General features: G+C 71.0%; 20 protein-coding genes. 11 read left to right on the top strand and 9 right to left on the bottom strand.

The window, feature by feature from the left end; all coding sequences use genetic code 11:
• Window positions 1–270: 270 nt before the first annotated feature.
• From ACZ53K_RS40770 to ACZ53K_RS40760, 3 genes are all read right to left on the bottom strand, one after another.
• Window positions 271–1053 (bottom strand): ECF subfamily RNA polymerase sigma factor, BldN family, encoded by a 783-nt coding sequence (locus tag ACZ53K_RS40770; RefSeq protein ID WP_468847646.1) that lies wholly within the window; start codon window positions 1051–1053, stop codon window positions 271–273.
• A gap of 682 nt (window positions 1054–1735) precedes the next feature.
• Window positions 1736–2632, bottom strand: a complete 897-nt coding sequence (locus ACZ53K_RS40765) for an HAD family hydrolase (RefSeq protein WP_468847662.1) — start codon at window positions 2630–2632, stop codon at window positions 1736–1738.
• Window positions 2633–2949: 317 nt separating this feature from the next.
• Window positions 2950–3228: a glutaredoxin family protein gene (locus ACZ53K_RS40760; RefSeq protein ID WP_030024824.1), complete on the bottom strand. Its 279-nt coding sequence runs from the start codon at window positions 3226–3228 to the stop codon at window positions 2950–2952.
• Between the two features lie 377 nt (window positions 3229–3605).
• On the opposite strand from ACZ53K_RS40760, the gene ACZ53K_RS40755 reads away from it, so the two are divergent.
• The 6 genes from ACZ53K_RS40755 (at window position 3606) to ACZ53K_RS40730 (ending at window position 10542) form a co-directional block, all read left to right on the top strand.
• The gene (locus ACZ53K_RS40755; protein WP_468847641.1) at window positions 3606–4448 is read left to right on the top strand and encodes a redox-sensing transcriptional repressor Rex; all 843 of its coding nucleotides are present in this window, start codon (window positions 3606–3608) and stop codon (window positions 4446–4448) included.
• Window positions 4445–5884, top strand: coding sequence for a glutamyl-tRNA reductase (locus ACZ53K_RS40750; protein ID WP_468847639.1), 1440 nt, complete (start codon window positions 4445–4447; stop codon window positions 5882–5884). Before ACZ53K_RS40755 ends, ACZ53K_RS40750 begins: the two co-directional genes overlap by 4 nt.
• Window positions 5881–6858, top strand: a complete 978-nt coding sequence (hemC, locus tag ACZ53K_RS40745; protein ID WP_468847636.1) for a hydroxymethylbilane synthase — start codon at window positions 5881–5883, stop codon at window positions 6856–6858. Before ACZ53K_RS40750 ends, hemC begins: the two co-directional genes overlap by 4 nt.
• Entirely contained in the window at window positions 6855–8504 is a 1650-nt protein-coding gene (locus tag ACZ53K_RS40740; protein ID WP_468847634.1) for a bifunctional uroporphyrinogen-III C-methyltransferase/uroporphyrinogen-III synthase, read from the top strand. The genes hemC and ACZ53K_RS40740 overlap by 4 nt, the downstream gene beginning before the upstream one ends.
• Complete coding sequence (gene hemB, locus ACZ53K_RS40735) at window positions 8501–9496, top strand: porphobilinogen synthase (RefSeq protein ID WP_468847631.1); 996 nt, start codon at window positions 8501–8503, stop codon at window positions 9494–9496. The genes ACZ53K_RS40740 and hemB overlap by 4 nt, the downstream gene beginning before the upstream one ends.
• Before the next feature lie 101 nt (window positions 9497–9597).
• The gene (locus tag ACZ53K_RS40730) at window positions 9598–10542 is read left to right on the top strand and encodes a hypothetical protein (RefSeq protein WP_468847629.1); all 945 of its coding nucleotides are present in this window, start codon (window positions 9598–9600) and stop codon (window positions 10540–10542) included.
• A gap of 89 nt (window positions 10543–10631) precedes the next feature.
• Here ACZ53K_RS40730 and ACZ53K_RS40725 read toward each other — a convergent pair whose 3' ends face one another.
• Complete coding sequence (locus ACZ53K_RS40725; protein ID WP_468847628.1) at window positions 10632–11120, bottom strand: hypothetical protein; 489 nt, start codon at window positions 11118–11120, stop codon at window positions 10632–10634.
• Between the two features lie 576 nt (window positions 11121–11696).
• Here ACZ53K_RS40725 and ACZ53K_RS40720 point away from each other — a divergent pair.
• The 4 genes from ACZ53K_RS40720 (at window position 11697) to ACZ53K_RS40705 (ending at window position 14858) form a co-directional block, all read left to right on the top strand.
• Window positions 11697–12509 carry a serine protease gene (locus tag ACZ53K_RS40720; protein WP_468847625.1) on the top strand — a complete coding sequence of 271 codons (813 nt, stop codon included), beginning with the start codon at window positions 11697–11699 and terminating at the stop codon, window positions 12507–12509.
• Between the two features lie 299 nt (window positions 12510–12808).
• Window positions 12809–13621, top strand: a complete 813-nt coding sequence (locus ACZ53K_RS40715; protein WP_468847622.1) for a S1 family peptidase — start codon at window positions 12809–12811, stop codon at window positions 13619–13621.
• 101 nt (window positions 13622–13722) lie between these two features.
• The gene (locus tag ACZ53K_RS40710; protein WP_468847620.1) at window positions 13723–14328 is read left to right on the top strand and encodes a helix-turn-helix domain-containing protein; all 606 of its coding nucleotides are present in this window, start codon (window positions 13723–13725) and stop codon (window positions 14326–14328) included.
• Window positions 14325–14858, top strand: coding sequence for a GNAT family N-acetyltransferase (locus ACZ53K_RS40705; protein ID WP_468847617.1), 534 nt, complete (start codon window positions 14325–14327; stop codon window positions 14856–14858). The genes ACZ53K_RS40710 and ACZ53K_RS40705 overlap by 4 nt, the downstream gene beginning before the upstream one ends.
• A 68-nt stretch (window positions 14859–14926) precedes the next feature.
• On the opposite strand, the gene ACZ53K_RS40700 is transcribed toward ACZ53K_RS40705, so the two are convergent.
• The 4 genes from ACZ53K_RS40700 to ACZ53K_RS40685 form a co-directional block, all read right to left on the bottom strand.
• Window positions 14927–15118 (bottom strand): DUF397 domain-containing protein, encoded by a 192-nt coding sequence (locus ACZ53K_RS40700; protein ID WP_468847615.1) that lies wholly within the window; start codon window positions 15116–15118, stop codon window positions 14927–14929.
• A gap of 12 nt (window positions 15119–15130) precedes the next feature.
• The gene (locus ACZ53K_RS40695) at window positions 15131–15982 is read right to left on the bottom strand and encodes a helix-turn-helix domain-containing protein (RefSeq protein WP_468847613.1); all 852 of its coding nucleotides are present in this window, start codon (window positions 15980–15982) and stop codon (window positions 15131–15133) included.
• Between the two features lie 480 nt (window positions 15983–16462).
• Entirely contained in the window at window positions 16463–17749 is a 1287-nt protein-coding gene (locus ACZ53K_RS40690) for an MFS transporter (protein ID WP_468847610.1), read from the bottom strand.
• Window positions 17750–17844: 95 nt separating this feature from the next.
• Entirely contained in the window at window positions 17845–18645 is an 801-nt protein-coding gene (locus ACZ53K_RS40685) for a DUF4328 domain-containing protein (protein ID WP_468847607.1), read from the bottom strand.
• Window positions 18646–18729: 84 nt separating this feature from the next.
• On the opposite strand from ACZ53K_RS40685, the gene ACZ53K_RS40680 reads away from it, so the two are divergent.
• A complete protein-coding gene (locus tag ACZ53K_RS40680; protein ID WP_468847604.1) occupies window positions 18730–19170 on the top strand; it encodes a hypothetical protein in 441 nt (146 codons plus the stop codon).
• A gap of 88 nt (window positions 19171–19258) precedes the next feature.
• On the opposite strand, the gene bla is transcribed toward ACZ53K_RS40680, so the two are convergent.
• A complete protein-coding gene (gene bla / locus ACZ53K_RS40675; protein ID WP_468847601.1) occupies window positions 19259–20191 on the bottom strand; it encodes a class A beta-lactamase in 933 nt (310 codons plus the stop codon).
• Window positions 20192–20409 lie beyond the last annotated feature (218 nt).

Here is a 20409-nt window from a genome sequence, read left to right as displayed (position 1 = left end):
TGACGCGGGGACCGGAGCCGGGCGTGTCAGCGGAACCGGGACGCCGTGCGGGGTGGCGTACGGCACGGGCGGGGTCGTCAACATCGGCCCGGGAGATTCAGGCGATCGGGGCGGTGGTCCAAGCGTTAGTCCTGGCGGTGGGCCGGAGCGGCGGTCCGGGGCGGTGAGGCAGGCGGCAGCGCAGTGAGTACGGGGACGCGGGCGGCGGCGGGGGCCGGTGGCGGGGTACGGCAGGCGGCACGGACGGTGGCCCGTGCGCCGTGGCGGCGGTCAGCGGGCGTCGTCCGGGAGCAGCCGCGCCAGGGTCCGTACGGCCCGGTACTGGAGCGTCTTGATCGCGCCCTCGTTCTTCCCCATGACCCGCGCCGTCTCCGCGACCGACAGGCCCTGGAGGAAGCGCAGCGTCACACACTCCTGCTGCTGCGGGTTGAGCTTGCGGACCGCCTCCAGCAGCGCCGCGTTGGACAGCGACTCCAGGACCGAGTCCTCGGGGCTGCGTTCGACCTCGTTGGCGTCGAGCATCTCACCGGTGGTGACCTCCAGGCGGAAGCGCGACGACTTGAAGTGGTCGGCGACCAGGTTGCGGGCGATCGTGACCAGCCAGGCGCCGAAGTCGCGGCCCTGCCAGGTGAAGGTGCCGATGCGGCGCAGGGCCCGCAGGAACGTCTCGCTGGTCAGGTCCTCGGCCGTGGCCCGGCCGCCCACCCGGTAATAGATGTAGCGGTAGACCGTGTCGGCGTACTGGTCGTAGAGCCGGCCGAACGCCTCTGCCTCGCCGGCCTGGGCGCGCTCGACGAGGTCCATCATGCGACGGCTGTCGCTGTCGGCGGGGCGCCGGGCGGTGGGCGTGCCCGCGCCGCGGCGGGTTCTGCCGCCGGTCTTGGTGACGGTGGTGGTGCTTCCGTCGGCCAGGGCGTAGCAGGGACCGGCGGGGGTGGCTGTGGCGAATGCGGGGACGGCGATCGCGGTGGGGACAAAACTGCGCAGGTGGTCGACGAGTGTCGTACGCAGCGTAGCCAGGCCCGAGGCGTCAACCCCGACGTGTGGGTACACGGGACTCCCAGAGGCAGAGCTTCCATCACGTGCAGTGCGGAACCGTTCACCCGTCGTAGGGACGCGTGGGTACCGGTTTGCGTCTGAGGAGAATAACGCTTCGTACAGGCAGCGCTACACCCAGTTGCTCAAATCATCGATTACTTCTGGTCCGTTACGAGTTCATGCCCGATCAAGTATCGATTCGTGAGCACATATTGATCAGAAAGGGACGAGATCTGGCGGGTTGCGGGGCGTGTTGTGGCGCTGCGCGCTTTGCGCGCGGGGTTCGGGGGCCCTCTGCGCTTCGCGCGAGGAAGGTGGCGCTTTGCGCCGGGGTCGCAGGGTTTGTTTGGTGGGCGCGGGGTCGCGCAGGGGTCAACTCTCCCGGGAAAACAGACAGTGACTCTGGTTGGGCGCCCACCCCGTACGGAGGCTCTCGGGGCCGAGGGCGCGGGAGGGTATTCACATCACCTGACTGTGGATGTGCGCCTCACGGGTCCCGTACCCAGCCCCCGCGCTGCGCGCGGGGGCTACGGCCTTGCGCTGCGCGCGGGGGTACCCGGTACCCCGATCACGACGGCGGGGGAGTCGCCCAAGCCATTGTCCACCGGACAGGTCGCGCCGCACGCGTACCCTCACCGGACCTAGGGCGCGAGTCGCGCGCGCCCCACCCGGCCGAAGGCAACCGGGCAGGCCCTCCTCAACGCCGCCGCCTCTGAAGCGCCACCGCCGCGGCCGCGCCTCCCGCGAGCGCGCCGACTCCGGCTGCCGCCGGGATGCCGATCTTGACTGCCTTGCGGCCGGTTCGGTAGTCGCGCAGGCGCCAGCCCTGTTCGCGGGCGTGTTTGCGCAGCCGGGCGTCGGGGTTGACCGCGTACGGGTGGCCGACCAGGGACAACATCGGGATGTCGTTGGCGGAGTCGCTGTAGGCGGCGCAGCGCTCCAGGTCCAGGCCTTCGGCGGCGGCCAGGGCGCGTACGGCTTCGGCCTTGGCGGGGCCGTGGAGGGGTTCGCCGACCAGTTTGCCGGTGTAGACGCCGCCGACGGACTCGGCGACGGTGCCGAGCGCGCCGGTCAGGCCGAGCCGCCGGGCGATGATCGTCGCGGTCTCTACGGGGGCGGCGGTGACCAGCCAGACCTTCTGGCCGGCGTCCAGGTGGGCCTGGGCGAGGGCGCGGGTGCCGGGCCAGATCCGTTCGGCCATGTACTCGTCGTAGATCTCCTCGCCGATGGTCATCAGCTCGGAGACGCGGTGGCCCTGGACGATGGAGAGCGCGCTGTTGCGGGCGTCCGCCATGTGCTCGGGGTTTTCCGAGCCGATGAAGCGGAAGTAGATCTGCTGCCAGACGAAGCGGGCCAGGTCGCGCTTGTGGAAGAAGCGCCGCTTGTACAGGCCGCGTCCGAAGTGGAAGAGGGACGCGCCCTGCATGACGGTGTTGTCGAGGTCGAAGAAGGCGGCGGCGTGGGTGTCGCCGACGACCGGGAACTCCGGTTCTTCGGGGTCCTCGCCCTGGGCGGCCGCTTCCTGCGCCTCGGCGGCCTCGGCCTCCAGGGAGGATTTGCGCGCGGCCTCGGCGGCGGCCTCGCCTGCGAGCACGCTGCGCGCGGTGGCGGGTCGCCTACGGCGGCTGAACCACCCCGTGGGGAGGAGCGCGCCGTAGGCGTTCCTACGGGGAGGGCGGGCGGACGACGGGTGGGCCATGTGGCTAGCGTAGCCAGGTTGTTCGGTGCGGCCGGTTACGGCCGGGTGTCGGGCGGCCGTGGTCCGGCGGACCGTTGCGTTACGGCCATCCCGGGGGCGGTCCCGGGCCGCCGGGGCGCACGCCGTACGCCGGGCGGCTCCGGTGCCGTATGCGGCCTGGCCTGCGGGGCGTAGACAGGCTCGTACCGCTGCCGGACTGGTGGCTCCTGTCTTCAGGCGCCCAGTGCCTTGCGCAGCCGCTGGGGGTCGACCCGCCAGAAATCGTGCTGTGCGCCGTCCACGAGGACGACCGGAATCTGTTCCCAGTACTTGCGGTACAGCTCCTGGTCCTGGGTGATGTCCTTCTTCTCCCAGGAGGCGCCGGTCTCGGCGCAGACTCTTTCGATCACTTCCTGTGCGACATCACACAGATGGCAGCCGGGCTTGCCGATGAGCGTGACCGTGCTGTCGGCGGGATTCTTGCGGGCGCTGCGGCTGAAGAGGGAGGCCATGCCGCAATTGTGCCTCCGTCCGGGGCGCCGCCGTGTCGCTGTCGTGTCCCCGTCACCGCCCTGCCGCACGGGACGGATAGTCGCCTGAGTCGACTACCATCGGTGGGCGATTTGTAGGTTTCCGGGGGGATGGCGAAGAGGAGTGAGGGCGCGTGCTGCCGTCGGCGCTCCTGTGTTACCGGCGCGAAACGTGTGAACGGTGCGCCGGGGGAGTTGGTTCCGTGAAGCGGTGTAAAAGCCGCGTGACCCCGGTCACTTTGGCCGGACAAAGCGGACACCATCTTTGTGCACGCGTTCACAAAGACATAGCCTGCTGTCGACGGGGCGGTCGGGAAACACACGGCCGTCCACAGCCCCGCTCTACCCGCAGGAGCACCGTGGCAACTGGCCGAACTCACCGACCGGCGACCCGAAGCCGAGGGATTCCCGAGGCCACCGTCGCCCGGCTTCCGCTGTATCTGCGCGCGTTGACCGCGCTCTCCGAGCGCTCGGTCCCCACGGTCTCCTCCGAGGAACTCGCCGCCGCCGCGGGGGTCAACTCCGCGAAGCTGCGCAAGGACTTCTCCTACCTCGGGTCGTACGGCACCCGCGGGGTCGGTTACGACGTGGAGTACCTCGTCTACCAGATCTCCCGCGAGCTGGGCCTGACGCAGGACTGGCCCGTCGTGATCGTCGGTATCGGTAACCTCGGCGCCGCCCTGGCCAACTACGGCGGCTTCGCCTCCCGCGGGTTCCGCGTCGCCGCGCTCATAGACGCCGACCCGGCGATGGCCGGCAAGCCGGTGGCGGGCATCGCGGTCCAGCACACCGACGAGCTGGAAAAGATCATCAAGGACAACGGCGTCTCGATCGGTGTGATCGCGACCCCGGCGGGCGCGGCGCAGCAGGTCTGTGACCGGCTCGTCGCCGCCGGTGTCACCTCGATCCTGAACTTCGCGCCGACCGTGCTGACCGTTCCGGACGGCGTGGATGTACGCAAGGTCGACCTGTCGATAGAACTGCAGATCCTGGCCTTCCACGAGCAGCGCAAGGCGGGCGAGGACGCGGGCCACGACGACGAGTCCGACGACGCCCGCGCCGTCGCCGCGCGCGAGGCCCGGCGGGCCGTGCGCGAGGTGCGCGAGGCCGCGGGCAAGTCCGGCCCGGACGCGGACGCCGCCGGCGGGCCGTCCGACCGCAAGGGACCCGACGGGGACGTACCCGCCGTGATGCCGGCATGAGCCTCCTTGTCGTCGGGCTCAGTCACCGCAGTGCCCCCGTGAGCGTGCTGGAGCACGCGGCCATCGCCCCCGAGGCGCGCGGCAAGCTGCTCCAGGACACGGTGTCGGCCGAGCCGGCCGCCGAGGCCGCGGTGCTCTCCACCTGCAACCGCATCGAGCTGTACGCCGACGTGGACAAGTTCCACGCCGGTGTCGCCGAGCTGTCCACCCTGCTGGCCCGGCACAGCGGCGCGGGCCTGGACGAGCTGACCCCTTATCTGTACGTGCACTACGAGGACCGGGCCGTCCACCACCTCTTCTCGGTGGCCTGCGGCCTGGACTCGATGGTCGTGGGCGAGGGCCAGATCCTCGGCCAGATCAAGGACGCCCTCGCCGTCGCGCAGGAGCAGCACACCGCGGGCCGCCTGCTGAACGACCTCTTCCAGCAGGCGCTGCGGGTCGGCAAGCGCGCCCACAGCGAGACCGGCATCGACAAGGCGGGCCAGTCGCTGGTCACCTTCGGCCTGGAGCAGCTGGCCGGCGGCGCCGACGTCGCCGAGTGGGCCCGGGGCAAGCGTGCCCTGGTCATCGGCGCCGGATCGATGTCCTCGCTGGCCGCCACCACGCTCGTACGGGCCGGTATCAGCGAACTGGCGGTGGCCAACCGGACGGTGGAGCGCGCCGAGCGGCTGACGCAGATCCTCACCGAGCCGGGCTCGGCGGGCGCGCTGAACGGGCTGACCGCCCGCGCCGTGGCGATGACCGCCGTACAGTCCGAGCTGGCCCTGGCCGACGTGGTGGTGTCCTGTACGGGCGCCACCGGCCTGGTCCTGACCGGCGAGGCGATCGGGACGGCCGCCGAGACCCGCGCCGCCCGGATCGCGGCCGGTGACGGTTACGCCGGTACCGCGGGCGGCGCCGGCAGCACCGTCGCGCCCGCCCCCGAGCTGGCGCTGCTCGACCTCGCCATGCCGCGGGACATCGACGCCGCCGCCCACCGGGCCGAGGGCGTGCGCCTCGTCGACATCGAGTCCCTCGCGGACGCGTCAGCGGACGCTCCGATGGCGGCCGACGTGGACCGGGTGCGCGGCATCGTCTCCGACGAGGTGGCCGCGTTCGGCGCGGCGCAGCGGGCGGCGCACATCACGCCGACGGTGGTCGCGCTGCGCACCATGGCGGCGGATGTCGTGGCGGGCGAGATCGCCCGGCTGGACGGCCGCCTCCCCGACCTCGACGACAAGGAGCGCGCGGAGATCACCCAGACCGTGCGCCGGGTCGTCGACAAACTCCTGCACGCGCCCACCGTGCGGGTCAAGCAGCTGGCCAGCGAACCCGGCGGCGCCGGTTACGCGGACGCGCTGCGTGAACTCTTCGACCTCGACCCCCAGACGGTTGCCGCCGTCAGTCGGGCCGACACGCGGGCCGACGGCTCGCACACAGCACGGGAGCGGGCATGACTGACAGCAATCCACGGGCACTGCGGCTGGGCACGCGGCGCAGCAAGCTCGCCATGGCCCAGTCGGGGATGGTGGCCGAGGCGGTACACGAGCTGACCGGCCGCCCCGTCGAGCTGGTGGAGATCACCACGTACGGTGACACCTCGCGCGAGCACCTGGCGCAGATCGGCGGCACCGGCGTGTTCGTCTCCGCGCTGCGCGACGCGCTGCTCGACGGGACGATCGACTTCGCCGTGCACTCGCTCAAGGACCTGCCGACCGCGCAGCCCGCCGAGCTGGCGCTGGCCGCCGTACCGGTGCGGGAGGACCCGCGCGACGTGCTGGTGGCCCGCGACGGTCTGACCTTCGAGGAGCTGCCGGACGGTGCCCGTGTGGGTACGGGGTCGCCGCGCCGCATGGCGCAGCTGAACGCCTGGGCGCGTTCGCTGGGCCGGCGGGTGGAGGCCGTACCGATCCGCGGGAACATCGACTCCCGTATCGGCTACGTCGAGAAGGGTGAGCTGGACGCCGTCGTGCTGGCCGCGGCCGGACTGTCCCGGCTCGGCCGGATCGGCGAGGCGACGGAGCACCTGTCGCCCGACATGATTTTGCCCGCCCCCGGCCAGGGGGCCCTGGCGGTGGAGTGCGCCGCGCACAACGCGCAGCTCGCCGCCCAGCTCGCCGAGCTCGACGACCCGTTCACCCGGGCCGCCGTGACCGCCGAGCGTTCCCTGCTCGCCGCCCTGGAGGCCGGCTGCTCCGCACCTGTGGGTGCGCTGGCCGACCTGCAGGCCGACGGGCAGGCTGTCACCGAAATGCGCCTGCGTGGCGTCGTCGGCACGACCGACGGCTCGACGCTGGTGCAGCTGTCCACCACCGGACACGTACCCGCCTCTCTCGGCGACGCGGCGACCCCCCTGAACATGGGGCGCGAACTCGCCGCCGAGATGCTCGCGAAGGGTGCGGCCGGTCTTATGGGGGAGCGAGCACTTTGAACCCCACCGCCCCGAATCACCCTGCCGCCGGTCAGGTCACCTTCATCGGTGCCGGTCCCGGAGACCCGGGCCTGCTGACGCTGCGTGCCGTCGAGGCACTGGCCCGCGCCGACGTGCTGATCGCCGATCCGCAGGTGCTCGACGTCATCCGCGCGCATGCGCGGCCGCAGGTGGACACGCCGCAGCAGCCGACGGCTGACGAAGCGTCAACCACCGCCGGTGTCCCCGCTCTTAGGGACACCACCAATCTTGTCATGTCGGCTGTGCGCACCGGCAAGCGGGTGGTGCGTGCGGTGTCCGGTGACCCCGGACTGGACGCGCATGTCGCCGAGGAGATGCTGGCGTGCGCCTCCGAGGGCGTCGTCTTCGAGGTCGTGCCGGGCATCGCCGCAGCGGTCGGTGTGCCCGCGTACGCCGGTGTGCCGCTGCGCGACGCGGACGGTACGGACGTGCGTTTCATCGACGCGCGGACCGCCGACGAGCGCTGCTGGACGGAGGTGGGCTCCAGCGACGCGACCGCCGTCGTGTCCACCTCGCTGGACTCGGTGGCCGCGGCGGCCGCCGAACTGGTCTCCGCGGGCCGCAAGCCCGACACGCCGATGACGGTCACCGTCGCCGGTACGACGACGCGCCAGCGCACCTGGAACGCGACGCTCGGCTCGGTCGCCCAGGTCCTGAAGGCCGCGAAGGTGCTGCCGTCGGCGGACGGCGGGCAGCCGGTCATAGCCGTGGTCGGTGAGCGCGGGGCCGCGGCCCGGCGCGACCAGCTCTCGTGGTTCGAGAACAAGCCGCTGTTCGGCTGGCGCGTCCTCGTACCGCGGACCAAGGAGCAGGCCGCCTCGCTCTCCGACCAGCTCGTCGAGTACGGCGCGGTGCCGCACGAGGTGCCGACCATCGCCGTGGAGCCGCCGCGCACCCCGCAGCAGATGGAGCGCGCGGTCAAGGGCCTGGTCACCGGCCGCTACGAGTGGATCGCCTTCACCTCGGTCAACGCCGTCAAGGCGGTCCGGGAGAAGTTCGAGGAGTACGGGCTGGACGCCCGCGCGTTCGCCGGGATCAAGGTCGCGGCGGTGGGCGAGCAGACCGCCAAGGCGCTGGTGGCCTTCGGCGTGAAGCCCGACCTCGTGCCGTCCGGCGAGCAGTCCGCCGCCGGGCTGCTGGAGGACTGGCCGCCGTACGACCCGGTCTTCGACCCGATCGACCGCGTCTTCCTGCCGCGCGCCGACATCGCCACCGAGACCCTGGTGGCGGGCCTGATCGAGCTGGGCTGGGAGGTCGACGACGTCACGGCCTACCGGACCGTACGGGCCTCGCCGCCGCCGCAGGAGACCCGCGAGGCGATCAAGGGCGGCGGGTTCGACGCCGTGCTGTTCACCTCGTCCTCCACGGTGCGCAACCTGGTCGGCATCGCCGGCAAGCCGCACAACGTGACCGTGATCGCCTGTATCGGCCCGGCCACCGCCAAGACCGCCGAGGAACACGGGCTGCGCGTGGACGTCATGTCGCCCGAGCCCTCGGTGCACAAGCTGGCCGAAGCGCTCGCGGACTTCGGGGCGGCGCGGCGCGATGCCGCGCTGGAGGCCGGGGACCCGGTCACGCGCCCCAGCGAGCGCCGGCCCGGATCGCGTAGGAGGGCTCGCAGTTGAGCAGCAGTACGTACGGCACCTTCCCCGGCGCCCGGCCGCGCCGGCTGCGCACCACGCCGGCCATGCGCCGGATGGTCGCCGAACACCGCCTGCACCCGGCGGACCTGATCCTGCCCGCGTTCGTGCGGGAGGGGATCTCGGAGCCGGTGCCGATCGGCGCGATGCCGGGCGTCGTGCAGCACACCCGTGACACGCTGCGGAAGGCCGCCGTCGAGGCGGTCGAGGCGGGCGTCGCCGGGATCATGCTGTTCGGCGTGCCGGAGGACGCGAAGAAGGACGCGGTCGGCTCGGCCGGCACGGACCCCGACGGCATCCTCCAGCAGGGCATCCGCGATGTGCGCGCCGAGGTCGGCGATGACCTGGTGATCATGTCGGACCTGTGCCTGGACGAGTACACCGACCACGGCCACTGCGGTGTCCTGGACGACCAGGGCCGGGTGGACAACGACGCGACGCTGGACCGCTACGCCGAGATGGCGCAGGTCCAGGCCGACGCGGGCGTCCACGCGGTGGGTCCGAGCGGCATGATGGACGGCCAGGTCGGCGTCATCCGTGACGCGCTGGACCAGACCGGCCACGAGGACGTGTCGATCCTCGCCTACACCGCGAAGTACGCCTCGGCCTTCTTCGGCCCCTTCCGTGAGGCGGTCGGCTCGTCGCTCAAGGGTGACCGCAAGACCTACCAGCAGGACTACGGCAACTCCCGCGAGTCGCTGCGCGAGCTGGCGCTCGACCTCCAGGAGGGCGCCGACATGGTGATGGTCAAGCCGGGCATGCCATACCTGGACGTGCTGGCGAAGATCGCGGAAGCGGTGGACGTGCCGGTCGCCGCGTACCAGATCTCCGGTGAGTACGCGATGATCGAGGCCGCCGCCGAGAAGGGCTGGATCGACCGTGACGCGGCGATCCTGGAGGCCCTGACCGGGTTCAAGCGGGCGGGTGCCGACATGATCCTGACCTACTGGGCCACGGAGGTCGCGCGCAAGCTCTGATTCCCCATCCGTACCTCTGCTGTTGCGGCGTCGCACGCGTGTACCCACCCCCCACCGGGGGCAAAGGAAAAGCGACGTAACCACCGGGAGGGGTACAGGACATGAGGATTCGCCTGAAGAGATGGCGGCGCTCCGTCGGGAGCGCCGCCGTCGCGCTGTGTGCGGCGGTCGGCCTCGGCGGGGCGCTGGCCACGCCGGCCGCGGCGGCGGCCGGGCCGAAGCCGGTCACCTCGTACGCGTACACCAGCGTGGCGGGGGACTACATCGGCCAGGGGCGCGCCGGTACGTACCGGGAACCGGCCGCGACGATCACCATGGGGGGCGACGCCGCGTACGCCCGCATCCAGGTCTCCACCGCCGACGAGCGGTGGGACATCGACCTCGCCGCCCCCAAGGGCGAGCAGCTGCGCCCCGGCGTCTACCGCAACGCCGAGCGGGCCGCGTTCCGCACCGGCCGTTCGCCCGGCCTCGACGTCGGCGGCAACGGCCGCGGCTGCAACGAGATCTACGGGCAGTTCACCGTCAACCAGATCGCCACGGACGCGACGGGCGCGATCACGCTGCTCGACGCCTCGTACACGCAGAACTGCGAGTCGGCGACGGCCCAGCCGCTCAAGGGCACGGTCAAGTACCGCGCGCTGCCGCTGTCGTACGCCTACAAGAGCGAGGCCGGCGACTGGATCGGGCAGGGCAAGTCGGTGACGCACACCGGCGCCACCAGCACCTTCACCCTGAAGGACAGCTACAACGGCGGCGTGGAGTTCGGCGTCGAGGGTAAGCGCGAGTACTGGACGGCGGTGTTCCGGCCCCCGACGGGCGAGCGGCTGACCGCCGGGCGCACGTACCAGGTCACCGGCGCGGAGGGCGCCGCCACCATGGAGATCTACGGCAACGGGCGCGGCTGCGGTAACGCCCGGGGTGAATTCACCGTGGACCGCCTGTACTTCACCGACGAGGGGAAGGTGACCGGCCTCGCCGCGCGCTACCGGCAGGTTTGCGGCAGCGCCACGGGCGCCATGTCGGGCACCGTGCACTACGCGGCCTGACCGGCCGGTACGGGCCGCGTCCCACCGGGGGGCGCGGCCCGCGCGCTGAGCGGCGTCGCTCAGCGCCGGTCAGTGCTGCTCACTTCTGCTCAGCGCAGGTCGAAACTGACCGAGCTGGCCTTGTCGTTCATACCGTCGCCGACGTAGGGGACGTACCCGTAGTACGTCTGCTTGGCGCCGCGGAAGTCACCGTGCTCCCAGAGCGTGATCGGGCAGGTCACGCCCTCGACGGAGCTGATGTTGTCGTTGTAGCCCCACTTGCTGAGGGCGTTGAACTCCGGGTAGCGCCAGTTGCAGCCGACGCTGCCGCGCAGTGCCAGCTCGCTGCCGCCGGAGTTGGCGTCGGTCCACATCTTGCCGAGGATCTTGTAATCGGCCCTGGCGTTGCCGAATCGCTCGGCCTGCGCCCGGGTGGCGAAGCAGCCGCCCTGGCCGGTGTCGACGATGTAGGTGCAGTACTTGCCCTGGGCGGCGGGGGCAGTGGCCTGCGGGGCGGCGGAGGCGGGACCGGCGGCCGTGGCGGTCGCGGCGAGCGCGAGGGCGGCGATGGCCAAGGCGGGTCTGGCGACGGGCTTCATGGGTCTCCTTGGTGGGTGGCGCGGACGGTGATCGGACGGTGAATGGCTGCCAAACAGTGCGGTGTCCGACCTGTCGTACATGCGAGACAAAGCCAAGCAGACCCGTCGGCCGGTACGGCAGACCGGAAGCAGCCGTACGCAACTGCTGTGGCGCGTGCGCCGGTTGCTCGAAGTGCCCACTTGCGGGGAGCGCCGCCGGAACGTCTCCCCTTCAAACGGCCCCATGGCGATTCCCGCCGCCCTCACGCGACCAGCGGGCATCCTCCGTCTCGGCCTGGGCGGGACGAAAGTGAGCTACGTGCTCCAACGGTCACGATGGGCTCATACCGGACGGCTGGTTTCCTGCCGCCACCGCCCCCTCCGCACCCATCGCCCCACAGATGGCGAGTGGCCGGTTCCGTGGCTTGTGCCCCCTTCGTAGCGTCCACATAATCGCAACGCTCTGCCGCGTCGTGGTGCCCGTCCCCCACGTACGTCCTGTTCCGGTGGGCGCCCCCGACGTGCACTTGGCATGAACCGGTCATCACCGACCGGCGGTGACCGAACGAGCGCCACCCCCTCCGGAGAGGACGTCCGTTGAACCGTCACGCGAAATTCCTGAAGAGATCCGTCGCCCTCGGAGCAGTCGCCCTCGCGGCCCTGTCGCTGCAGCCCGGCGCGGCGAACGCGGCCGGTGAGCCGACGCCGTCGAGCGGCACCCCCGGCACGAAGGTCGTCGGCGGCGTGCCCGCCGCGCAAGGCGAATTCCCGTTCATGGTGCGGCTGTCCATGGGCTGCGGCGGCGCGCTCTACCGCCAGGACATCGTCCTCACCGCCGCGCACTGCGTGGACGGCAGCGGCAACAACACCTCCATCACCGCCACGGCCGGCGTCGTGGACCTCCAGAGCTCCAGCGCGATCAAAGTCAGATCCACCAAAGTCCTCCAGGCCCCCGGCTACAACGGCTCCGGCAAGGACTGGGCGCTGATCAAGCTCGCCCGCCCCATCAATCTGCCCACCCTGCGCACCACCACGGACGGCCGCTATGACCAGGGCGACTTCGTCGTCGCCGGGTGGGGCGCCACCAGGGAAGGCGGCGGGCAGCAGCGCTATCTGCGCAAGGCGACGGTGCCGTTCGTCGACACCGCGACCTGCCGGCAGGCGTACGGCAGCTCGTACATCCCCGGTGAGGAGATCTGCGCCGGGATCATGCGGACCGGCGGGGTGGACACCTGCCAGGGCGACTCCGGCGGCCCGATGTTCCGCAAGGACGACGCGGGCGCGTGGGTCCAGGTCGGCATCACCAGCTGGGGCGAGGGCTGCGCGCGCCCCGGCAAACCGGGCGTCTACACGCGGGTGAGCGCCTTCGCGCAAGCCATCGCGAAGGCAGCGGACCAGCTGCGACGCTGAGCCGAGACGGGCGGGTGGCCGCCAAACGCCGGCCCCCTGAGGGTGCTGCGTCGCCCACCCGCCCGTGCCCATAAGGCAATTGGTCCGAACCACCCAGATGCGGATACGTCGCCGTACTCGGGAAGTGGCCGGTTTCAGAACCTTGTGCATCTTTGGGGCGCGTCCACATAATCACAACACTCCAGTGACGCCGAGGCACTTGGGATGCAGCACTGCGCACCCGGTGGTGCCTCGGTGTGCCGCGCGGCACCAGCTGGACCGCTGGACACCGATGTGCCTCCGACGCGAGAGGGAAGTCCTTGAAGCGCTCCGCGAGATGTATCAAGAGATCCATAGCCGTTGGCGCCGCCGTGGCGGCTGCGGTCGCACTGCAGTCGGCGGGCGGCGCCAGCGCCGCTCCGGCCCCGACGCCCACCCCCGGCCAGCAGATCATCGGCGGGCCGCCCGCCAAGCAGGGCGAGTTCCCGTTCATGGTCCGGCTCTCCATGGGCTGCGGTGGCTCCCTCATCCGTGAGGACGTCGTCCTCACCGCCGCGCACTGTGTGGACGGCAGCGGCCCCAACACGTCCATCACCGTCACCGCGGGCGCCGTGGACCTCCAGAACCCCAAGGCGATCAAGGTGAAGTCCACCGAGGTCGCGCAGGCCCCCGGGTACAACGGCAAGGGCAAGGACTGGGCGCTGATCAAGCTGGCCACGCCCATCAAGAACCAGGAAACACTGCATCTCGCCGAGGACGACTCGTTCGACCGCGGCAAGTTCACCATCACCGGCTGGGGCGCCAGCCGGGAGGGCGGCGCGCAGCAGCGCTACCTGCGCAAGGCCCAGGTCCCGTTCGTGAACATGACCGCCTGCAAGAAGGCGTACGGGGACCTGCTGACCCCGGGCGAGGAACTCTGCGCCGGCTTCGTGGCGGAGGGCGGCGTCGACACCTGCCAGGGCGACTCCGGCGGCCCGATGTTCCGCCGCGACGAGGACGGCGACTGGGTGCAGGTCGGCATCACCAGCTGGGGCGAGGGCTGCGCGCGGCCCGGCAAGCCCGGCGTCTACACGAAGGTGAGCGCCTTCTCCGCCCAGATCGAGAAGGCCGCCGGCAAGCTGACGGCGAGCTGACGGTCGGCTGAGCGGACGCGCCCCGGGTCATACGGCCCGGGGCGCCGCCGTATACCCCCACCCCTTCCGCCGCCTCCCGCATCCGGGATACATTCCCGCATATGAGAACCGAGAAGCCGGTCGATGACGGGCCCGGCGCCGGGCCCACCGACCCTGTGGAGGCTCGACTCGCCGCCCGGCTGGCGGAGTTGCGCACGGAGCGCGGCTGGTCGCTCGACGACCTGGCGCGGCGTGCGGACGTGAGCCGATCGACCCTCTCCCGCTTGGAACGGGCCGAGATCAGCCCCACGGCGGCGCTGCTGTCCCGGCTGTGTGCGGCGTACGAGCGGCCCATGTCCCGGCTGCTGGCCGAGGTCGAGTCGGAACCGCCCCAACTCGTACGCGCAGGCCGCCAGTCCGTCTGGCATGACCCCGTCTCCGGCTTCACCCGCCGCTCGGTCTCCCCGCCCCACCCTGGCCTACGGGGCGAGGTCGTGGAAGGCACGCTGGGGCCCGGGGCCGACATCGCCTACGACAGTCCGCCGCCCGTACCCGGCCTGGAGCAGCACATCTGGCTGCTGGACGGTGAACTGGAGATCACCACAGGCGGCACCACGCACTCCCTCACCCCGGGCGACTGCCTCCGCTTCCGCCTCTGGGGCCCCACCCGCTTCCGCTGCACGGGCTCCGCCCCCGCCCGCTACGCCCTGCTGGTGGTGCTCCCATGAGCTGCACCACCACCTTCACCATTACCCGCCTCACCGCCGCCGCCTTCGACCGCAGCATCCCGGGCCTGGCCGCCCTCCTCACCGACACCGTCGCCGCTGGCTCCTCCCTCGGCTTCGTCGCCCCCTTCGGCCACGACGCGGCGGCGTCCTGGTGGCGGACCCAACGCCCCGCCGTGGCCGACGGCACCCTCGACATCTGGGTGGCCGAGAGCCCCGACGGCACCATCGGGACGATCAGCCTCGCCCACCCCCACAAACCGAACGGCCGCCACCGCGCCGAGATCGTCAAACTCCTGGTCCACCACTCCACTCGCGGCCAGGGTCTCGGCCGAGCCCTCCTCACCACAGCCGAACAGTCCGCCGCCCGCACCGGCTTCCGCCTCCTGCTCCTCGACACGGAAACCGACAGCCCGGCGGACCACCTCTATCGCCGCACCGGCTGGACCCCGTACGGAACGGTGCCCGCTTACGCGGCGGATCCGGAGGGGGAACTGCGGGACTGCACGTTCTTTTACAAGGAGGTGGGCTAGGCGCGCTCCACCGGGCCGAATGGGCCTCGGCTGTGTGTTGCCGTGCGATCAGCGTCCGGGCAAGGCGTTCAGGGCCCGGTGAGGGCTCCTGCCTTGATGGCGCGTATGAGGGCATCGATTCCCATGCGGCTCGTGGCGAGTACGGCGGCCGGTGATCGGCTCTCGCGCAAAAGAAGCCGGTCGGCGGAGCCTGCCGCCAGGCCGAGGCAGTTGTTTGACTCGCTGCAGAAGGAGGAGGTCTGCCATTCGGAGGAGGTCAACGTTGCTCACCTTCAATACGATTTCGCGATCCTGTGGATGAAGTCCCTCGTCTGTTCCGCCGGGAGGGCGGCCTGTTCCAAACGTTCGAGGATGGTTCGATACCTGGACAACTCCGCTTCCGCGTCGAGGAAGAACGGGCCGTGCGACTGGTCGAGCTGGATGGTGTCGAGCTGCGGGACAGGGCCGTGGGCGTAGAAGACCGTCTGGCCGGATCCGGGCTGTGCACCGGCAGAGAACGGTATGGCCAAGACGGTGATGTGTTCCTGTTCGCTCATGTCAAGGATGTGCCGGAGCTGCGCCAGCGCGATGGTCGGGCCGCCGTACTGCATGCGCAGGGCCGCCTCGTGGATGATCGCCTTGTATGGCGTGGGCGAGTCACGGTGCAGAACGGCTTGCCGCTTGATGCGGTGGGAGACTCGATGTTCGATATCAGGCGGTGGCATGGGCGGTACGGCCATCTGGAAGATCACGCGAGCGTGATCGACGGTCTGCAGGAGCCCAGGGATGGTCGCCGTTTGGGCCGTACGCATGGCCACGGCGTGATGTTCGAGTTCCGGCAGGTCGAGAAAGCCGGTGGGGAGCACCCCGCGGTACTCCTCCCACCAGCCGCGTTTGCGCTCGCCAGTCATGCCTGCCAGGGCGTCGACCAAAGCCTCATCCGAACAGGCGTAGTTGTAGGCGAGTGACCGGACCCGCTCAGCGCTGAGAGGCGTACGGCCGGTCTCGATGTTGCTGATGCGAGCCGGATTGCCGCCGAGCAGGGCGCCCGCTTGGCGTGCGGACATGCCGGCTCTCTCGCGCAGCTTGCGCAGTTCACTCCCAAGGCGGGCCTGACGGAGGGTCGGTGTGGTTCTTGGTGCCATATGCCCCTCTCCTCGATTCGGCTCAGTCTCCCGTGCATGCAGCCGATGCGTCCACGGAAGGAGCGTTTTTCCCTGGCTGGTAGAAAAAATCTACCCGCTAGCCCTAGCGTGTGGCCCACGTCACTCACGCTCCGCGTGAGTCAACTGCGCATCCACAACGGAGGCTTCGCATGCCCGGTGACTGGGAGTACGCGTTCGAGATGTCCGACAACCCCCGTGCTCCGCGCGTCGCGTGACGGGTGGTGCGGCTGGTGCTGGAGGAACACGGGGAGACGGAACTTCTCGACGGGGCTGAGCTGTTGGCCGCGGAGCTGATCACCAACTCGCATCGGTACGCGGAGGGGCCCGCCAACGTGCGGATGAAGCGGATCGGGGCGCGCCTGCGCGTCAGTGTGTGGGACGGGAATCCGGAGCTGCCCAGCTTCGGGGCGGCTGCCGTGGCCGGGGCGGCGGCGGAGGCCGGGCGGGGGTTGGGGCTGGTCAGGTCGTGTGCTGAGAGTTATGGCGGGTTCGCGTACGGGTCGGGGGCGTTGGGGTCGGGGGGAGGCAAGGTGATGTGGTTTGAGTTGGGGGAGGGGTGTCCGCTGCGAGGCGGCGGGGGCGGGTGAGGAGGGTGGTGGCGGCCGTGCCCGTACCTGCGAGGAGGAGGGCCAGGGCGGCCCAGGGGAGGGTGGAAGGGGACGTGACGGTCAGGAGGAGGGAGCCGGTCAGTGCGCCGCCGCCGATGCCGGTGTTGAAGGCGGCTACGTAGAGGGACGAGGCTGCGTCGGGGGAGGCGGGGGCTGTGCGCAGGACGGCGGTCTGGAAGCAGACGGGGAGGGCGGTGCAGGCCAGGCCCCAGGTGGCGATGGCCAGGTAGAGGATCGGGCGGTGTGCGGGGGCCGCGCCCAGGGCGGTGAGGGAGATGGCCATCAGGGTGAGCGTGCCGAGGAGTGTGGCGCGGGGTCGGGTGTCGACGAAGGCGCCGCTGAGCCAGGTGCCCGCGATGCCCGCGAGGCCGAAGAGGACGAGTACGCCACTGATGGAGGCGGGGGCGAAGCCGGCGGCGTCACGTAGGTACTCGGTCACGTAGGTGTAAAGCGTGAAGTGGCCGAGGATGACCAGGCCGGTGGTCAGGACGACCGGCCGCAGGCCTGGGGTGCGGGCCACTCGCGGGAGGTCGGACACGCGTAGAGGCGGACCGGGCGGGACCTGTGGCAGCAGGCGCGCGGCGGCGAGCAGCGTGATCAGACCGAGCGCGGCGGTGGCGAGGAATGCCGTACGCCAGCCGAAGGCCGTACCGGCCGTCGTGCCCAGGGGCACCCCGATGACGAAGGCCAGGGAGACGCCCGCGAAGACGATCGCTGTGGCGCGGCCCGCGCGTTCCGGGCCGGCGATGGCGGCCGCGTACCCGGCGACGATCGCGTAGAAGATGCCGTGGGCCAGGCCGCAGAGGAGGCGAGTGGCGGCGAGGGACGCGTAGTTAGGGGAGAGGCCCGAGAGCGTGGTGGCGGCCATGAAGACGCCGCAAGTGGTGAGGAAGAGGCGTTTGCGGGGCCAAGCGGAGGTGCGGGCGGTGAGTGGGGCCGCGGTCAGGCCGACGGTGAACGCGTAGACGGTGACGAGGAGCCCGGTACGGGACGGGGCGACGCCCAGGTCGCGGCTGATGTCCGGGAGCAGGCCGACCGGCAGGAACTCGATGGTGCCGATGATGAAGACGAGGAGGGAGAGGAGCAGGAGGCGGGGAAGGCGGGGGAGGCGTGCAGCGGGGCGGGGGTTGGGGGACATGCGCGGGACGGTACGTATTGACATCGGTGTGAAGGTCAAGGCGCCCACGACGGGCGCCTCGCCTCGGGTGCGCGTGCCGGGGGCGCCGGCCGGGGTCAGGGCTGCGCGGTGGGGTGGGGCGCTGCGTACGGGGCGGCGGGGATCTGCTGCATCCGGGTCAGTCTGCGGACGAAGAGGACGGCGAGCACGGCGGCGGCGATGTCCAGGAGGTCGGAGAGCGCGATGACCGACACGGCCTGGCGGATGGCGTCCGGCAGCTCGGCCCTCTTGTAGAGGGTGCTGCCGACGCGGCTGACGATGACGCTGAGGACCCACAGCGTCCACCAGGCCCGCACCGGCGCGGTGGAGACCGTACGCCAGGAACCGTCGGGCGCCGACTGGGCGCTGGCCTGCCAGGTCTCCTTGGCGACGCGGAACGGCAGCCACAGGTTCCCGATCGGTACGAACCAGGAGCCGATCGCCCAGCCGCGGCTCAGGGTGCACACGTCCCGGGTGTAGTGCTCTGCGTTCACCCGGGAGCGGTGGAACCAGATGATGAAGACGACGGCGGTGGGGATCAGGAGGGTGCCCTGCAGGAGGGCGGCCACTCCGTACAGAGTGTCGGCCCGTTCGGCTTCCTGGCTGGTGGTGGTCGCCAGGTTGCCCAGCAGCGCGCGCATGTAGAGGTCGGTGCCGAGGGCGAAAAGGTCGGTGGCGATGACGAGGCACAGCAGCGTGGTGAGGGCGGTGGCGAGGCCCTTGGTCGGCCGGAGCGCCGGACCGCCGGTGGGCGGGAAGCCGTGGAGCGGCGGGCCGACGGGTATGTGAGATATGACTGGATAACTCCCCTGAACATGAAAATTCCCGCCCTTGGGCGGGAGGAGGAGGAATCTACGGGACGCCCGGTGGCTCGGCAAATGAGTTCCGCGAGACAAAAGCAGTCGTGGGGTACGTCGGGCATGGGGGACAATCCCTCGGTTCCCTCATGTACCAGGAGATTCATGCACAAGCGTCTGCCCCTGCTCGCCGCCTGCCTTGCGCTCGCCGCCTTCAGCACCTCGGCATGCGACTCGTCCGGTGACGGTAAGGGGAGTTCCTCTGTGACGCCTGCTCCCGCGTCCTCGTCCGCATCTGCCGTTCCGTCGGCGTCCGCCTCGGCCGCCCCGACCGGGAGCCCGTCGGCGACCGCTGCCGAAGCGCGGGGCCTGACCGGTCTGGCGGCGAAGTTCTACCTGAAGACGATCCGGGAGCATTACCCGGGCCTGGACCACATCAGCGATGACGTGCTCGTCGCCCACGGCAACGCGCTCTGCGTCGCCCGCGGGCAGGCCTTCGTGGACCAGGCCCTCAAGACCAAGCGGGAACTTGAGATCACCGGCAAGCAGACGTCGCAGATCATCGGTACCGCGCACGGCAATTGCGGCAGGAAGTTGTACGGGTGAGGCCGGAAGTCGGAGGTCGGGGGCCGGAGGGCCGGGGCAGGGCCGGTTAGGGCCGTCAGGGGCCGGGGGTAGCGACCCGTAGCGTCGCTCAGGTGGTCGAGGGGGCCCGTCCGACCGCCTCCGCCATCACCGTGGCGGTCTTGATGATCAACGGGGTGTCCCCCGAGGCGTCGGGCAGCGTCGGCTTGTGGGTGAAGGCGGCGAGGAGGAGCGGGGTGCCGTCGGGGGCCCAGGCGATGGCCGCGTCGTTGCTCGTCCCGTACGTGCTGCCGCCACCGGACTTGTCCGCCACCTTCCAGTCCTTCGGCAGCCCCGCGCGGAAACGTTCCACGCTGGTGGTGCTGCGCAGCAGCCAGTCGGTGAGGAGGGCCCGGTCGGGGCCGTTCAGCGCGTCGCCGAGGACGAGCCGGCGGTAGGTGCGGGCGATGGCGTACGGGGAGGTGGTGTCCGTACGGCGGTCGGGCTCGCCCGAGTTCAGTTCCGGCTCCCAGCGGTCGAGGCGGGTCACCGGGTCGCCGAGGGAGCGGCAGAAGCGGGTGACGGCGGTCGGGCCGCCCAGTTCGCGCAGGAGGAGGTTGGCGGCGCCGTTGTCGCTGTAGCGGATCGCCGCGTCGCACAGGTCGCGTACGGACATGCCGTCGGCGAGGTGCTGCGAGGTGACGGGTGTGTGGCCGGCCTTCTTCACGTCGGCCTCGGTGTAGCGGATGACGCGGGAGAGCTGGCTGCCGTCGTGGTCGAGGTCGCGCAGGACGGCCGCGACGGCGAGCGTCTTGAAGACCGAGCAGATCGGGAACGGTTCGTGGGCGCGGTGGAGCAGGTGCGCGCCGGTGGCGAGGTTGAGGGCGAAGACGCCGATGCGGGCCTGGTGTTCCCGTTCCAGGTCGCGCAGTCGCCGGGTGGCGGCGCCGGTCTGGGCCGCGCTTGCCGTCGTGGAGCCGAGGGCGAGCGCGCCACCGAGGCCGAGGCCGAGGCCGGTGCCGAGCACGGTCCGCCGGTTGAGTGACGAGGTGGGCTTGCGCATGGTGTGGTCCTTTTCCCAGTCCCCCGGTTGGCTGTTGCTGGTGGGGACGTTGGGGGTGGAGGGGTTGGTTGCGCAAGCCCTGTGGGGGCGTGAGGGGGCATGGGTGGGCGTGGGGACGTGCGGGGGGGGGGGTGCCTCTATGTCTTTCGTCAAGCGAGGCGTGGGGTTCGGGGTTCGTGGAGGGTGCTGTCGCGGAGCATGGCGAACAGCACGCTGAT

It is taken from the genome of Streptomyces sp. NPDC033221, assembly GCF_055577005.1.
This window is presented reverse-complemented; position numbering and strand designations above follow the sequence as displayed.

Coding starts and splice junctions, on each gene's coding strand:
- ACZ53K_RS40710 (WP_468847620.1), top strand. CDS start 13,723: ATGAGAACCGAGAAGCCGGTCGATGACGGGCCCGGCGCCGGGCCCACC.
- ACZ53K_RS40690 (WP_468847610.1), bottom strand. CDS start 17,749: ATGTCCCCCAACCCCCGCCCCGCTGCACGCCTCCCCCGCCTTCCCCGC.
- hemC (WP_468847636.1), top strand. CDS start 5,881: ATGACTGACAGCAATCCACGGGCACTGCGGCTGGGCACGCGGCGCAGC.
- ACZ53K_RS40760 (WP_030024824.1), bottom strand. CDS start 3,228: ATGGCCTCCCTCTTCAGCCGCAGCGCCCGCAAGAATCCCGCCGACAGC.
- ACZ53K_RS40750 (WP_468847639.1), top strand. CDS start 4,445: ATGAGCCTCCTTGTCGTCGGGCTCAGTCACCGCAGTGCCCCCGTGAGC.
- ACZ53K_RS40705 (WP_468847617.1), top strand. CDS start 14,325: ATGAGCTGCACCACCACCTTCACCATTACCCGCCTCACCGCCGCCGCC.
- ACZ53K_RS40725 (WP_468847628.1), bottom strand. CDS start 11,120: ATGAAGCCCGTCGCCAGACCCGCCTTGGCCATCGCCGCCCTCGCGCTC.
- ACZ53K_RS40680 (WP_468847604.1), top strand. CDS start 18,730: ATGCACAAGCGTCTGCCCCTGCTCGCCGCCTGCCTTGCGCTCGCCGCC.
- bla (WP_468847601.1), bottom strand. CDS start 20,191: ATGCGCAAGCCCACCTCGTCACTCAACCGGCGGACCGTGCTCGGCACC.
- ACZ53K_RS40695 (WP_468847613.1), bottom strand. CDS start 15,982: ATGGCACCAAGAACCACACCGACCCTCCGTCAGGCCCGCCTTGGGAGT.
- ACZ53K_RS40730 (WP_468847629.1), top strand. CDS start 9,598: ATGAGGATTCGCCTGAAGAGATGGCGGCGCTCCGTCGGGAGCGCCGCC.